The 13,766-nt window shown below is 65.0% G+C and carries 13 protein-coding genes and 1 tRNA gene; 1 reads left to right on the top strand and 13 read right to left on the bottom strand.

The window, feature by feature from the left end; translation table 11 throughout:
- The 9 genes from AX729_RS27175 to AX729_RS27135 form a co-directional block, all read right to left on the bottom strand.
- Positions 1-1,081, bottom strand: a 1,081-nt coding sequence (locus AX729_RS27175; RefSeq protein WP_245325401.1) for a flotillin family protein, incomplete at its 3' end; no start/stop codon positions are given.
- Between the two features lie 22 nt (positions 1,082-1,103).
- Entirely contained in the window at positions 1,104-1,763 is a 660-nt protein-coding gene (locus AX729_RS27170) for an OB-fold-containig protein (RefSeq protein WP_061027303.1), read from the bottom strand.
- A 10-nt stretch (positions 1,764-1,773) separates the two neighbouring features.
- The gene (locus AX729_RS27165; RefSeq protein WP_061027302.1) at positions 1,774-2,937 is read right to left on the bottom strand and encodes a PspA/IM30 family protein; all 1,164 of its coding nucleotides are present in this window, start codon (positions 2,935-2,937) and stop codon (positions 1,774-1,776) included.
- A gap of 375 nt (positions 2,938-3,312) precedes the next feature.
- Complete coding sequence (locus tag AX729_RS27160) at positions 3,313-3,696, bottom strand: RidA family protein (RefSeq protein WP_061027301.1); 384 nt, start codon at positions 3,694-3,696, stop codon at positions 3,313-3,315.
- Between the two features lie 13 nt (positions 3,697-3,709).
- Positions 3,710-6,040, bottom strand: a complete 2,331-nt coding sequence (locus AX729_RS27155) for an acetamidase/formamidase family protein (RefSeq protein ID WP_061027300.1) — start codon at positions 6,038-6,040, stop codon at positions 3,710-3,712.
- A 133-nt stretch (positions 6,041-6,173) separates the two neighbouring features.
- Positions 6,174-7,415, bottom strand: coding sequence for an acetamidase/formamidase family protein (locus tag AX729_RS27150; RefSeq protein ID WP_061027299.1), 1,242 nt, complete (start codon positions 7,413-7,415; stop codon positions 6,174-6,176).
- Between the two features lie 43 nt (positions 7,416-7,458).
- The gene (locus AX729_RS27145; RefSeq protein ID WP_061027298.1) at positions 7,459-9,081 is read right to left on the bottom strand and encodes an amino acid ABC transporter permease/ATP-binding protein; all 1,623 of its coding nucleotides are present in this window, start codon (positions 9,079-9,081) and stop codon (positions 7,459-7,461) included.
- Between the two features lie 197 nt (positions 9,082-9,278).
- Positions 9,279-10,199: an ABC transporter substrate-binding protein gene (locus tag AX729_RS27140; protein WP_082770547.1), complete on the bottom strand. Its 921-nt coding sequence runs from the start codon at positions 10,197-10,199 to the stop codon at positions 9,279-9,281.
- A gap of 438 nt (positions 10,200-10,637) precedes the next feature.
- Complete coding sequence (locus AX729_RS27135; protein ID WP_061027296.1) at positions 10,638-10,898, bottom strand: hypothetical protein; 261 nt, start codon at positions 10,896-10,898, stop codon at positions 10,638-10,640.
- 253 nt (positions 10,899-11,151) lie between these two features.
- On the opposite strand from AX729_RS27135, the gene AX729_RS27130 reads away from it, so the two are divergent.
- Positions 11,152-11,358 (top strand): hypothetical protein, encoded by a 207-nt coding sequence (locus AX729_RS27130; protein WP_061027295.1) that lies wholly within the window; start codon positions 11,152-11,154, stop codon positions 11,356-11,358.
- Between the two features lie 78 nt (positions 11,359-11,436).
- Here AX729_RS27130 and AX729_RS40695 read toward each other — a convergent pair whose 3' ends face one another.
- From AX729_RS40695 to AX729_RS27115, 4 genes are all read right to left on the bottom strand, one after another.
- Positions 11,437-11,583, bottom strand: a complete 147-nt coding sequence (locus tag AX729_RS40695) for a hypothetical protein (RefSeq protein WP_197433679.1) — start codon at positions 11,581-11,583, stop codon at positions 11,437-11,439.
- 244 nt (positions 11,584-11,827) lie between these two features.
- The gene (locus tag AX729_RS27125) at positions 11,828-12,250 is read right to left on the bottom strand and encodes a hypothetical protein (protein ID WP_061027294.1); all 423 of its coding nucleotides are present in this window, start codon (positions 12,248-12,250) and stop codon (positions 11,828-11,830) included.
- Between the two features lie 419 nt (positions 12,251-12,669).
- Positions 12,670-12,743: transfer RNA gene (locus AX729_RS27120), tRNA-Cys, on the bottom strand.
- Between the two features lie 230 nt (positions 12,744-12,973).
- Positions 12,974-13,708 carry a tRNA-uridine aminocarboxypropyltransferase gene (locus AX729_RS27115; protein ID WP_061027293.1) on the bottom strand — a complete coding sequence of 245 codons (735 nt, stop codon included), beginning with the start codon at positions 13,706-13,708 and terminating at the stop codon, positions 12,974-12,976.
- Between the last annotated feature and the right edge of the window lie 58 nt (positions 13,709-13,766).

The raw sequence follows: 13,766 nt of genomic DNA, 5'->3' as shown, positions 1-13,766 counted from the left end.
CGGTGACCACCTTTTCCTCAGCCGAGACGGCGAGCGCTTCGGCGGTCTTGGCTTCGGCGACGGCTTCCGAGGTTTCCTTGCTCTTGGCAGCGATCTGGATCTCGTTCTCCTGAGTCGCGATCTGGATCTCGCGCTGAGCGTCGGTTCTGCGTTTGTTGATTGCGAGATCCGATTCGATGACAGCGGTCTCCTTGACCTGCTTGGCACCCGCCTCCTTCTCGGCAACCGCACGGTCGGTGTCGATGCGCGCGTTCTCCTCGGTCAGGCGCGCGGTTTGCGTCGCTGTTGCGACCTCGGCGCGGGTGCTCGCGGTCTTGTTGGCGATGTCGCGCTCCTGCGAGAGTTCGGCCTCTTTTTTGGTGCGTTCGATGGTCAGGGTCTGCTGGCGCGCCTCAAGGTCCTTTTGCGCGATTGCCACCTCGTTGTCGCGCACGATGGCGTTGCGGTCGCGGCGGCGGGTCTCCGTGACGGTCTTGAGCTGGGTGAGGCCTTCGGCGTCGAAGAAGTTTTCCGGGTTGAAGAACTTGACGTCGGTCTGGTCGAGTTTCGTCAGGGACACAGATTCCAGTTCGAGGCCGTTCGACTTGACGTCGGACTCGACAGTGGACTGCACGTGCTTGACGAAGTCCGAGCGCTTCTCCTGGAGCTCCAGGATGGTCATGGTCGCGGCCACCGATCGCAGGCCGTCGACGAATTTCGCCTCGACCTGGTTGCGCAGTGCCTCGGCATCGTTGGTCAGCGCGCCCAGCGTCTGGCTTGCGAGTGCGATGCTCTCCTCGTCGGGGCGGACGCGCACATAGAACTCGGCGACGATGTCGACGCGCAAACGGTCCTTGGTAATGAGGGATTCCCGCTCCTTGCGTTCGACGGTGAGCCGTAGCGTCTTCAGATTCACGCTGGCGTAGGAGTGGAAGATCGGCAGGATCATGGCGCCGCCGTCGAGCACGACCTTTTTGCCCCCGAGCCCGGTGCGTACGAACGCCTCGTCGCGGGTAGCGCGCTTGTAGAGAATGGTGAAGACGATCCCCAGAACGACGATCAGCGCGACGCCGATCATGGCCGGGATTGCGATGTCGAACATGACTTTCTCCGATGATGACGTGCTAGCTGCTTAGACTGGGCTTGGAAGGTTTGAGTTCATCGTCGGCCTTCACCGCCACGAAGCGGGTGCCGTCGCGATCGACCAGGAGAACCATGGTTCCCTGCGGCAGCGGCGATGATGAAGGTGCCGCGACCGCCGACACGAAGTGACGATTGCCGTGGACGTCGGCAACGCTGACGCGGCCGGGCGGACCCTGGTCGAGCGGACCGACGACGACCTCACCGACCCGCCCGACGAGATCACCTAGGCCGACGGCGTAGCTCTCGTCCTTGGGAATGACCCGCGCGATGGTACGGCTGGCAGCGCGGACGAGCGGAACCGATGCGGCGACCGCCCCGATCGAGGCGACCGTCGCCGGCAGGGGACCGGCCACCATCCGCGCGATGTCCTGTATCAGGAAGCCCGTGATGGAGAACGCGCCCAACAGCAGCAGCAGGAAGATAAGCAGCGGAACGCCGCCGACATTGATCCACGAGATCGCGTTGATCACGCCGTTGTCGCTGGGGTGACCGAAGTCGATGTTGGTGCCGAGCATTTCGCTGAGCGAAGCCCCCACCAGCATCGAGACCACCTCGATCGAGCCGACGATGACGATCATGGCCGCCGCGATCGCAAACGGCCTGACCTCCGGCGACATGACGTGTTCGAGCAGCGCGCTCATGACACGGCACTCAGGAGCCCGACTTCAACCGGGCCAGCCTCGCTGCAATTTCCCTGTCGCGATGCAACGTGCTGAGCTCGTCGATGTCGCTCGAATAAGGGATGCCCGGCGGCACGCCGGTGGCCCGTGCCACCGCCTTGCCCGCGCGCAGCGCCTTGGCGGCCGCAGAAGCGCCGCCTTGTTTCCGGGGCGATGTCGAGGCCTGTTGGCTGGCGATGGCCTCGCTCTTTTCGAGATCGGCGCGGCGCTGCTCGGCATCCTGGAGGGCCGACAGCACGGCGCGCAGCGACGTCACGGATTGATCGATCTTCTCGTTGTTCTCGTCGATTGCGCGCGAGAGGACCTCGAATTGCGCCTCCAGATCCATCTGCCGCGCGATACCGGCACGGGCGAGATCGTCGCGCCCGTCCGCAATCGCGCCCTCGATCTTGGCGGCAAGATCGGTCATCGCGCGCTCGATCTCGTTGCGGCGGGCGTTGAGGCGGTATTCCTCGGCCCGCGCGGCCGCGAGCGCATCGCGTGCCTCGCTCTCGGCGCGTTCGATCTCGCGGATGGCCTGTCCGACCACCTTGAGCTTGTTCTTGCCTTCCGCCTGCTCGATCGCGTCATAGGCGATCCCGGCGATCAGGCGTCCGACCCGGGACAGGAAATTGTCGGGGGCGGCAGCGATGCTATCCATGGCATTCTCCTCCTCTGGCAGAGTGTTTGGCGTGACGCCGTAGTGAACTTCGAAACCGTCATCGGTACGGATGAGGTGCGCGGGCGCGCTCTGCCCCCAGCCCTCGGCGTAGCCCGCATAGTCGAACGGGACGCTGAAACGGCCCTGCACCGTCGCGATCGAGATCGTGGCAGGCCCCTTGATCTTGGCCAGCTTGTCGTCGAGCGGCAGGCGGCGACCCTGCGCTGCGCGATAGTCGGCACGGTCGCGCAGACCCAGCGTCACCAGACGCGAGGGCAGCGCGGTCTGCTTGCGGATCGGGTCGTAGGCATGAGCGTGGAGCAGGACCACGTTGGAACCCACATTGTGGCTCCGCGCGACCTCGTCGAGAATCTCCATCATGCGGTCATAGGCCTCGAACGTCGCCTCCAGCGCAGCCCTGGCGGCCGGGTCAGGGGCGAGGCGGTAACGGAGCGCGGACGGAGCGTTTCGGGGCGACTGGCTCATGGAAAGCACTAAAGCACCATTTTGGTGCTTTCGGAAGCGAAGGGTTGATCACGTTCCACTGATCCTGCTGCACTCTGCTGGTTGGTCGCCGTGAACCTGGTCCGCGTTCAAGCTGGGTGATCACCTCTAGATCACAACCGATCAAGACTTCATGCACGCACCGATTGCAATTTTACGGAAGGGAGATCGGGCTGTCGTGATGATGCAATCCAAGCCTCTCGGCGGAGACATTCTGAATGACTGCGCCGCTCGCAACGTCGGGCAAACTGCCCTCGCAACTCTTTCTCGCTCACGCTTGGCCGCGGGGAATTCTTCGCCGAGCTTTGCATCATCACGGCCCCCTCGTTGTCAGAGGCGCGGGAAAAGCTTGTAGCCCTGGATCTCTTACGGCCGCCGGCACACCAGATCGATCTCGATCAGCGCGTCGTAGGCAAGCCCGGTGACGCCGACGCAGGTGCGAGCCGGCAACCGATCCGGCGCGAAGAACGCGCGGTAAGTCTCGTTCATCGCGGCATAGTCGTCCTTGAATCGGGTCAGATACACGCGCGTCATCACGACATGCTCGAGGCCGAGATCGAGGCCGGCGAGCACCACTTTCAAATTCTCCATCACCGCGCGGGTCTGCGCGACGATGCCCTCGGGCAGCACACCCGGCGCCTGCGGCGTGTCCGGCATCTGGCCGGTGACGAAGACGAAGCCGTCGGATTCGACCGCGTGGCTGAAGGGCGCGACCGGCTTCGGTCCGCCGCTGATCATGTGGAATTTCACTTGGGTGTCCTTGTTAAGAAGCGTCCTGGAACAGGCGCTTGCTGAGGATGGCGTGCACGCCCCAATTGCCGTCGACCACCTGCGTCACGCCGAAATCGACGGCGGCCGACATCAGCGCGATCGCCTCGTCCTCGCTGAGGCCTTTGACGTTCATCAGGAAGCGCCGCATCTTGCGGAACGCGTCCTTCATGGCGAGGTCGAGCGAGGATTTCGCGTAGACTTCGCTCTGGCCCTGCGCGCCGAATTCGGCGAGGTAGTTCGGGTGGCTGAAGCCGGTCAGCACCCAGTCGGTCTCGGTCTCGATCAGGGGATAGGAGAGATCGGCGAAGGGCTGGCCGGCAAGATCGGCCTTCTTGTGCAGGATCACCTCGAAGGTGCCGGTCATCGAGCATTCGATTGCGGTGCCGCTCAGCTCGCCGTCGCCCTGCGTGGCATGGGGATCGCCGACCGACAGAAGCGCGCCGGGCACGGAAACCGGGAGATAGACGGCCGCCCCCTTCCCCAGCCGCCAATTGTCGAGATTGCCGCCGAAATAGGATGGCGGCACGGAATCGACGAAATCGACCTCGCGCGGCGCCACCGCGATCACGCCGAAATGCGGACGCAGGGGGATCCTGATGCCGTCGAGCACGGCATGGCGGCGCTTGATCGTGTCGGGTGCGACGGGAACGCCGGGGTAGTCGTAGGTGGCGTGCACGACGCCGAACGGATCGGTCTGCGGCTCCCAGCGGTAGGAATAGAGCGCGCGGGCGTGCGGCACCTCGGCGTCGTCGAAGATCTCATAGATGGTGACGGCTTCGCGCGGCTTGGGACCGCCGAGAAACTCGTTGTAGTGATAGCCCCACCACGCTGCGACCGAGGAGCCGAACACACGGCCCGCGTGGTTCGGATTGCGGCTCGCGCGCGGCACGATGTCGAGGATGCGCACCTCCAGCACATCACCTGGCTGGGCGTCCTTTACGGCGACCGGTCCGGTGCAGATGTGCACGCCAAACCCCTCGCCGGCACCGCGGCCGAACACGCTCGCATCCATGGGTCCCGCGCCGCGGCGGTCGACGTTCTTCTTGTCCCGCGTCCAGCCGAACACGCTTTCGGCGGCGGCATCGCCGGCGATCATCAACTCGGGATCGTCGGAGGCGTGCTGAGTCAGCGTCTCGATGGTGATGGTGTCGCCCGAGGCGATCTCGATCTGTGGCGGCAGCGAGCGGCTGAAATATCCCCAATGAACGCGGCTGGCCTCGACCGGGAGATGATGATGACGGCGTTCGGCGCTCGTCCGCTCCTCGGCGTCGGCACAGGCGACACTGCTGCGCGTCTCCACGCTCTGATGGACGCGAAGCAGCGCCAGCGCCTCCTGCGGCCAGCCGCGCTGGCCGGCGACGCCGTGCTGTGCAGTCGCGCGCTCCGCCTCCTGCTGGCGAAACTCGCGCGGCGGCAGGCCGAAGCGGTGGCGGAAGGCGCGGCTGAAATGCGCGGAATCGCCAAAGCCGTAGGCGTAGGCGATCTCCGAGATCGAGCGATGTGCCTCGGTTGGGTTCGATAGGTCGGCCCAGGCGCGCTGGAGCCGGCGCTCGCGAACGTAGTGGGTGAAATTGTCCCCGACCGTCTCGAACAGCTTTTGCAGGTAGCGTTCGGAAATTCCCTCCGCCTGCGCGACGCGCGCCGGCACCAGATCGGGATCGTCGAGGCGACGCTCGATGGTCTGGCAGATCCGGTGCAGCAGCGCGGCCTGCGTCGCGCTCGATCCGGCATCGGAGGCCGAGGACGCCAGCTGATGCACGAGCGTCAGCAGCAGATCGACGAAGGATTGCGCAATCGAATTCCATTCGGGATCGCTCAATGTGTCGAGAGTGCGTGCGGTGGCATCGAGCAGACGGGAGAAGACGTCGGCAAAGCCGCTGGGCGGAACGACGCGGGGCTCGCCAAGCCGCGGCTTGCCCGAGAGGCGCCCGTGCAGCGCCTCCGACGTCACCGACAGCACGACGGCGCGCATGTCGCGCTGGAATACGATGCTCCAATCGCCGCTGCGCGGCAGCAGCACGAGATGACCGACGGGAACGATACGGTGACCGCCGGCGCTCTTCAGCACCATGCCGTCCTCGACCGGCATCAGCGCGATGGGAAGGTCTTCGCTTGCTCGTGAGAGCGGACCGACGCTCTGCGCGCCCGCAGCCATGCGTGTCAGCGCAACGCCCGCGGCGTGCCGGTGCGATGCGGTCGCGTGTCCGTCGAAGATGCTGTGACCGCCCGCCGGTTGCAGGCCGACCGCAGCCAGCACGTCCCGCCATGCTTCGGGACGGTCGTCTTGCGCGTAGGACTCGCTCGTGAACGGGCGGAAGCTCATCGGATCGACCCAGATTGCAGTCGATCGAAGCAACCTCCGTGCCAGACGAAGGCTATCGTCCGTCGCTGCGACGGGCCGCAAACGGTCTCCGCTCGTCACGTGCTCATCCCAAAACAGACCGCGTCTCAATGCATTAGTCGCACCGGAAGATGTTCTTGCGGATCGTGCCGTGGACGCCCCAATTGGCGTCGACGACCTGGGTGACGCCGAAATCGGCCCCGACCGACATCAGCGAGATCGCCTCGTCCTCGCTGAGGCCGTGCACGGTCATCAGGAAGCGACGCAGCTTTCTGAACGCATCGCGCATCGCACGGTCGAGACTGGAGTGGTTGGCAATCTCGGTTTGCGCGTCGGCGCCGAGCGCGGCGAGATAGTTCGGATAGGTGAAGCCGTAGAACGACCAGGCGTGGTCGGTCTCCAGCATCGGGTGGTCGAGGCCTTCCAGATTGGTGCCGGCGAGGTCGGCCTTCTTGTGCAGGATGAACTCGAAATCGCCGGTCAGCGAGGTCTCGATCGCGGTACCGCCGAGTTCGCTGTCGCCCTGCGCGGCGTGGGGATCGCCGACCGAGAAATAGGCGCCGGGGACCGCGACCGGGTAGAACATCCGCGCGCCCTTGCCGATGCGCCAGTCGTCGATGTTGCCGCCGGTGTAGCTCGGCGGGATCGAGCTGACGAAATCGGCCTCCGACGGCGCGAGGCCCATCGTGCCGAAATGCAGCCGCGCCGGCACCTTCACGCTGGAAAGAATGTTCTCGCGCTTCCTGATGGTGGCGTGATCCACGCGCACGCCGGGATAGTCGATGGTCGGATGCACGATGCCGTCAGGGTCGGTCTGCGGCGTCCAGACGTAATTGTAGACGGCCTTCGCATAGGGCTCGCCGGAGGTGTCCAGCTCGAAGATGGTGACGACCTCGCGCGGCTTCGGCTCCTCGATCAGGTCGTGATAGTGAAAGCCCCAGTTGGCCGCGACGTTGGAGCCGAAGCAGCGCCCGGCATGGCAGGCGCTGCAGCTCGGCCGTGGCCGGACGTCGAGGATGCGCACTTCGAGAATGTCGCCGGGCTCGGCGCCTTCGATCGCGACCGGTCCGGTGAGCAAATGCACGCCGATCCCCTCGCCTGCGCCGCGGATGAACGGGCCTTCCGTCGGGCCGGAGCCGCGGCGCGCGACGGCCTTGTGCTCGCGAGTCCACTGGAACACGCTCTCGGCGCCGGGGTCGCCCTGGATCATGCGCTCGTAATCGTCATTGGCGTGATGGGTCAGCGTCTCGATGGTGGCGCGATCCCCGGAGCGGAGCGTCAGGGCGGGCGCGACTGTCTTGGAGAAATAGCCCCAGTGGACGGTTTTCGGCGAAACCGGCAGCGTGACATGCTTCATGAGGTGGCCTCTTCGGGAGTCTTGAACCTTGCGGATGCGCCGCTCATCGCACCGCCTCCGGAGTCTTGTCGGCTTCCATCACGCTGAGGAATCGCGCCGTCAGCGGATTGCGGGGATTGGAGAGCACCTCGTGCGCCGGCCCCTCCTCGATGATCGCGCCGCCGCTCAGGAAGGCGACGCGGTCGGCGACCTCGTCAGCGAAACGGATCTGGTGCGTCGAGATGATCATGGTGAGGCCGTCGTCGATGGCGAGGCGGCGGATCACCTCCAGCACCTCGTTGACCAGCTCCGGATCGAGCGCGGAGGTCGGCTCGTCCAGCAGCAGCACGCTTGGATTGGGCGCCAGAGCGCGAGCGATGGCGACGCGCTGCTGCTGGCCACCTGAGAGATGCCGCGGCAGCGCATCGGCACGATGGGAGAGCCCGACGCGGTCGAGCAGCTCGGCAGCGCGGCGGTCGGCGTCGATGCGGGTCATGCCGTGAACCCAGCGCAAGGGGCCGGCGATGTTCTCCTTGGCCGAGAGATGCGCGAACAGATTGAATTGCTGGAACACCATGCCGACGCCGACGCTGGCGCGCTCATTGGCGATCGCCCGCGGTGACAACAGCTTGCCATTCTCGCCAAAGCCGAGGCGCCGGCCGCCGACGCGCACGGTGCCGGAGTCCCAGCTTTCGAGGTGGTTGATGCAGCGAAGCAGTGTGCTCTTGCCGGAGCCGCTGGGTCCGAGCAACGCGACCACTTCGCCGACGCGCACCGTGAGGTCGAGGCCGCCGATCACTTTTTGCGGGCCGTAGCTTTTGGTCAGGTCCTTGACTTCGACCGCGATATTGTTGCGCGCGATCGTCGCGGCGCGGCGGGCGCGCGCCTCGCGGGACAGGACCAGCGGCGGGGTGGCCGCGAGCTCTGCTGGTGCGGGCTCGGGATCGGCGACGGTCGCATCGGCGAGCTCGAGCTTGGTGACGAGATCGACGCGGCGCCAGGGCAGATAGTCGGCGAGCTTGCGCTCGCGGCGCGTCGTGCGGTCGAGATCGAGCAGCCATTCGGCGAACAGCTGGATGGCGCTGATGGTGGCGGTCAGCACGAGATAGAGCAGACCCGAGGCGAAGAATATCGAGAAGAAGTCGAAGGTCGAGGACGCCAGCTGCGTCGAGCGCAGAGTCAACTCCTGTACCGCGACCACCGAGGCGAGCGAGGAATTCTTCAGCGCGCTCACCGCCTCGTTGCCGAAGGCCGGGATCATGGTGCGGATGGCCTGCGGCGCGATGATCCTGCGCATCAGCACTGACGGCGTCATGCCGAGCGCCTGCCCCGCCGTCAGTTGCCCGCGGTCGACGCCGAGCACGCCGGCGCGCAGCATCTCGGCGATGAACGGCGCCTCATTGCAGGCGAGCGCGAGGCCGGCGGCCAGCACCGCCGGCAGCTTGATGCCGATATGCGGCAGCGCGTCGTAGGCGAACACCATCTGCAGGATCAGCGGGGTGCCGCGGAAGATCACGGTATAGGCCCTGGCGATCGCCGAGAGTAGCCAGAAGCGGGAGAGCTGCATGCCGGCGAGGATCAACCCGAGGATCAATCCGCCGCCGAGCCCGAGGGCCGTCACCTCGAGGGTGAGCTCAATGCCCGCGAGCAGGTACGGCATGCTCAGATAGTGGAGGAACAGCGACATCAGTCGGCAGTCATCAGCGGAATGAGGTTGGCAGAAAGCGAGTGAGGCTGGCTCGGTTCACCTCTCCCTTAGAGAGAGGTCGGATCGCATCGTCAGATGCGAGCCGGGTGAGGGTTACGCTGCACCGCATTTGCCGCGCCGCCCCCTCACCTGGCGCTTCGCGCCGACCTCTCCCCGTCGGGAGAGGTAAACCGCGCTTAGTCGGCCGTGAGGATTTCCGGCTCCATGAAATTGTTCACATCGAGCCCATGCTTCTTCAGAAGCTCCATGTGCGTGCCGGCCTTCTGCACCTCGATCAATGCGGCGAGCACGGCGTCGCGGAATTTCGGCTTGTTCTTGGGCACGGCGATGCCGACGGAATACGGGATCGTCACCGCAACCGCCTTCTCCAGCTTGTCCGGATAGGCCTTTACGGCGCTGTCGACGGTATTGACGTCGTTGATGTAGGTGTCAGCGCGGCCGGCGAGGATCGCCTGAATGCAGTTGGCGTTGTTGTCGTAGAGCTGGATGGTCGGTTCGGGCTTGCCGGCTTTCTTGCATTCCGGGATCAACGCCTGGATCAGGGGCACCTCGACATAGCCGGTGTTTTCGGCGGCAGCGGCGCCGCACAGCGACAAGTTGATGCCGTTGATGCCCTTCGGATTGCCCTTGGCGACCAGCACGCCGTCGAACACCTTCGAGTAGGTGATGAAGTCGGCGGCCTTGGCGCGCTCCTTGGTGGCGTAGATGTCGGAGATCACGATGTCGGCTTGTCCCGCGGCGAGCGTGGTCAGGAGCGCCGCGAACGTCACCGCCTTGTAGGTCAGCTTGAAGCCGAGACATTCGCCGATGGCTTCGCCGAGATCGATATCGAAGCCGATGTACTTGCTGGGATCCTTGGGATCGATGGTCTCATAGCCCGGCGTGTGCGGGTTGATGGCGTTGACGAGCGTCTTGCCCTTCCAGTCCGGGTATTTCTCCTGGAGCGCGGCGCAGGCGGCGGGCGCTGCGGCCTGCGCGCTCAGCGGTGCGGCGACGACGAGTCCGAAAGCGATGGCGGCGCCGAGCATGAGCTTGCGCCGTGGCAATGATGCGCGCGCCAATCCCCGCCGCGCCTGGGGCCCAACCGATTTCTCCATCTCGCCAGTTCCTCCGAAATGTCATGGCGCCTGCCATGGTCCAATGTCGGGAGGAAGCGTGCGGGAGTGCGCCGCGAAAAGCTTGTCCGCGGGCGTACAAAAAATTGGATGGAGTGCGCCCGGCATTTGGGCAAGCCGCTGCACAAAAACTGTTCGCAGACCGCGGGACCGGCGCAGCAGGGTCCCGAATTCGGGACAACCAAATGATATTGGTCGAAGCAGAGATCCGTCGGATCGGAAATCATCCGGTGAACCCATTTGACAGAGATATGACGTTTTCCGATCGAGATGTGGCGCCGGACAGAAGCATCTGCGGCCGGCATCCGCGGATCAACCGGCCTTCCACAGCCTGTCCGCAGCATATCCACAGGCCGAGTATGGCGGATTCGCGAGCCCGTGCGAGGTACTTGCTGCGCACAAACCCACAGGGCGGGCAATTCAGCCGCCGGCCTGATCGAACACGGAACGGCACGCCTCGCTGAGGCTCGACCGGTTGCGCCGCAGGCACGCGGTGATGGCGCGAACGTTGGGAATTTCGCCGGCGCAGAGCCGGTAGCCGTCGGGGGTGCACGCACGCCGCTGTTCGGCTGTGCCCTGCGCCTGGGCGACGGAGGTGAACAGCGTCAGGAACAGTCCGACCGTCGAGGCGCCGCGCGCCCGGCTCTTCACGCCCGCAAACCGCAGAAACCTCGCCTTCATGACCAAGTCTCCCGTCCTGCCGTGCCCCGGCCTGCATTGGCCGTTGCGCGCAGGGGTAGGAGAAATAGACCGCTGGCACCGTGATCTCTTTCACGCCTGCCACGCCGTGGAGGCCCGTAGGACTCGCCCGATCTTCAGAAATTGTTAATCAACCGGATCCCAATCGCCGGATCGCTAAAATGCGACCGATCGGGTCAATCCGGAAACAAGCCGGGTTTGCGAGATTGCGCCATCCGCGTTCTGCGAGGGTGTGATGAGCGAAGCCGAGTTCAACTTGCTGCTGGATACGGTCCGGAACGCCATGATCGTCGAAGATTTCGCGACGGCGGCGGAGGAGGAATTCGTACTCCGCTCGTGGACGTTCGAGGCAACGGGCAAGGCAATTCCGACGGCTGCGAACGACAACGAGGGCGCCTGGCCCCTCCTGCCCTTTCCCGACGGCTGGTACGCGGCCTGCTGAGGCTGGCTCCACCGTGAACGGACGCGCCCGCCTCGCGGGCCGTTCGGCATAGCCGGGCCCCGCGGCCGGGCGCAACGATCAATCCTTGAAGCTTTCCTCGCCATCCTGCGGCGCCCGCTCGGGCGCAGCCGGCGGAAAGATGCTGTCATAGATCGCGCGCGCCTCACGTATGAGACGAGCCCGCTCCAGCTCGGATTTCGGGACAAATCGGACGATTTCGCCCACGTCTGCTCCAGCGCTCGGTTGACGGGAATGCACCGCTTCGCAGATGCGAAGACTATGCCATCGAGCCTGAATCGCTGGTTTCCGCCAAGCCCCGGGTGAACACGGTGGGCGCGACCCGACAAGTCGCCGCCACGCGTTCCCCTGGAACGGCGGCGAACCTACATTTTGATGAATAATCAGAGACTTGGAATGGAGGCCACGACCAGAATTTAACTGGTGTCCACGGTCTTGCAGACCGTTGACGTCAAACGGACTGTGGTGAGACTTCGATATAGGGAATGCAGGCCACGACGGCGGCAAGCTGGACCGCGTTGCTCAGCATGCCGCCCCAGTGCAGCCGTCGCAGCCGGCGCGCAGCGCCAGCATCGCTGTCACCGAGCCGGGCATCCATCTGCCGCAAGAACCAGCGGCGAGACAAGGCCGCGAACGCCGCGATCAAGCCTATGCCAACGGGTAGAAGGAGATGGCCAGTCACTGCGAGGGCCATCGTTCCAACGACGCCGGCGCCCGCCACAGTCAGGAAATAACCACTGAACATGGTGCGCAACAGCAAGGCAACGGGTGGGATGTCCAGTTTCACCAGCAGAAAGGCCGGTGCGGCCAGCAAGAAATAGAACATCGGGAGCAACAGGATGATGATGGCGAACAGGGCGACGTTGTCTGGCATCCTACCGACCTTCTCGAGTACCGGCTTTTGGGCAGCAGTCGCGAAAAAAATCGCGTCGGCCCATCAGGTTTGGCCGCATCCAGACTTAAATGTACCATGAAGGTTGTTCAGGACAAGATGTCGCTGCCGATCCAATGGCGGGCCAATCGTCCACTTCCTTTGAAGGGCTCGCCGCTCGAGGTCTTCCGGAGGCAGCACGTTCCTGAATTCACTCGTCTCCGTCGATTTCGATCTCGGCGACAAGCTCGGCGCGGGAATGGCTGGAGGAGGACCGGGAGATTTTCTGACCCGACGCGCATAAGGGCTTTGCGCGCATTGTTGACTATTGGGTCGAATTGCGTCCATCGGTTCACGATGCGCTCAAAACCCAGCGCGGGGTCGCAGCGCCGACGGCTCCCGACTAAGTCATTGATTTGAAATGGAGGCCACGACCAGAATTGAACTGGTGTACACGGTTTTGCAGACCGTTGCGTAACCACTCCGCCACGTGGCCCCGTAAGGGCGGAGCAATATAGGGGATGAACGGTTTAGGCAACCCCGGCGGCCAGCTATCCCTTTGCGCCGCCAAGGTAACGGGCCAGAACCTCCTCTGCCGTTCTCGCCGCGGCGATCCTGGTTGAACAGTTGCCCTACAGACTGGGCCGACGCTTGCGATCGTCGCCAATGTGATCCAGAGCGGGCCGATCCATGGCGGATGAACCGGACGGATGAAATCGGCCGGTGTCAGGCGCGCTTACGACGCCGGAAGTCGCGCCGACGGCCCTTCGGCGCAGGTTTGGGCGCCAAATCCGGCATCTCGGCCTGGACCTCGCGGTAGCGCGCCAACAGCCGCTCAAAACTCGCATGCAGCGTGTCGGCGATGTCAGGACGCCGCTCGAGCCCCGCGAGGATCGTAGCCGCGGCCTCGATGGTCGAGAGCCCGTCGCTGCGCGGTTCGCGGCGCAGACGTCCGTAACGCGAGGGATGCGCTGGATTGAGGATCACGCGCTGGCACTTGAGCATCCACGGATTGCGCCACCACAGCGCCTTGGCCTGGCTCCAGGTGCCGTCGAGCAGCACCACGCCTTCGAGCTTGCCGAGCCGCGCACGCTGGTTGTCCGCGATGGCGCCCTTGCGGTCGAGCGCTACGATCTCGCCTTCGGCCTCGAGATCGGCCGCGCGCGCCGAGCCGAGGTAGAGCACGGCCCAATGCGAGGCGTTCTCGACCGGCCGCCCCAGCGCCTTGGACAGGCTCGGCCAGGACAGGCCGACCCGCACCGTGGCGTCGGCGAAATGCCTCGCAAGCAGCCGCGCGGTGCCGAGCGCCCTGTCCTGCTCCTGCGGGTGCTGGAGGATCAGCAGCGACAGGCGGTTCTCAATCGGCGTGACGCTGTCGCAGATGCACAGCGGCATCGGCTTCTGGCAGTGCGGGCATTCCGGGATGGGTTCGGCCGGCGCGGAGGCGATGGGGGTCGACATGGCCGCCGCTATACGCTTCGGACGGCGGTTCAACAACCCGCTATTGGGCCGGTGCGGT

Origin of the sequence: Bradyrhizobium sp. CCH5-F6 (genome assembly GCF_001556045.1) — a bacterium.
Classification (GTDB): Bacteria; Pseudomonadota; Alphaproteobacteria; order Rhizobiales; family Xanthobacteraceae; genus Bradyrhizobium.
This window is presented reverse-complemented; position numbering and strand designations above follow the sequence as displayed.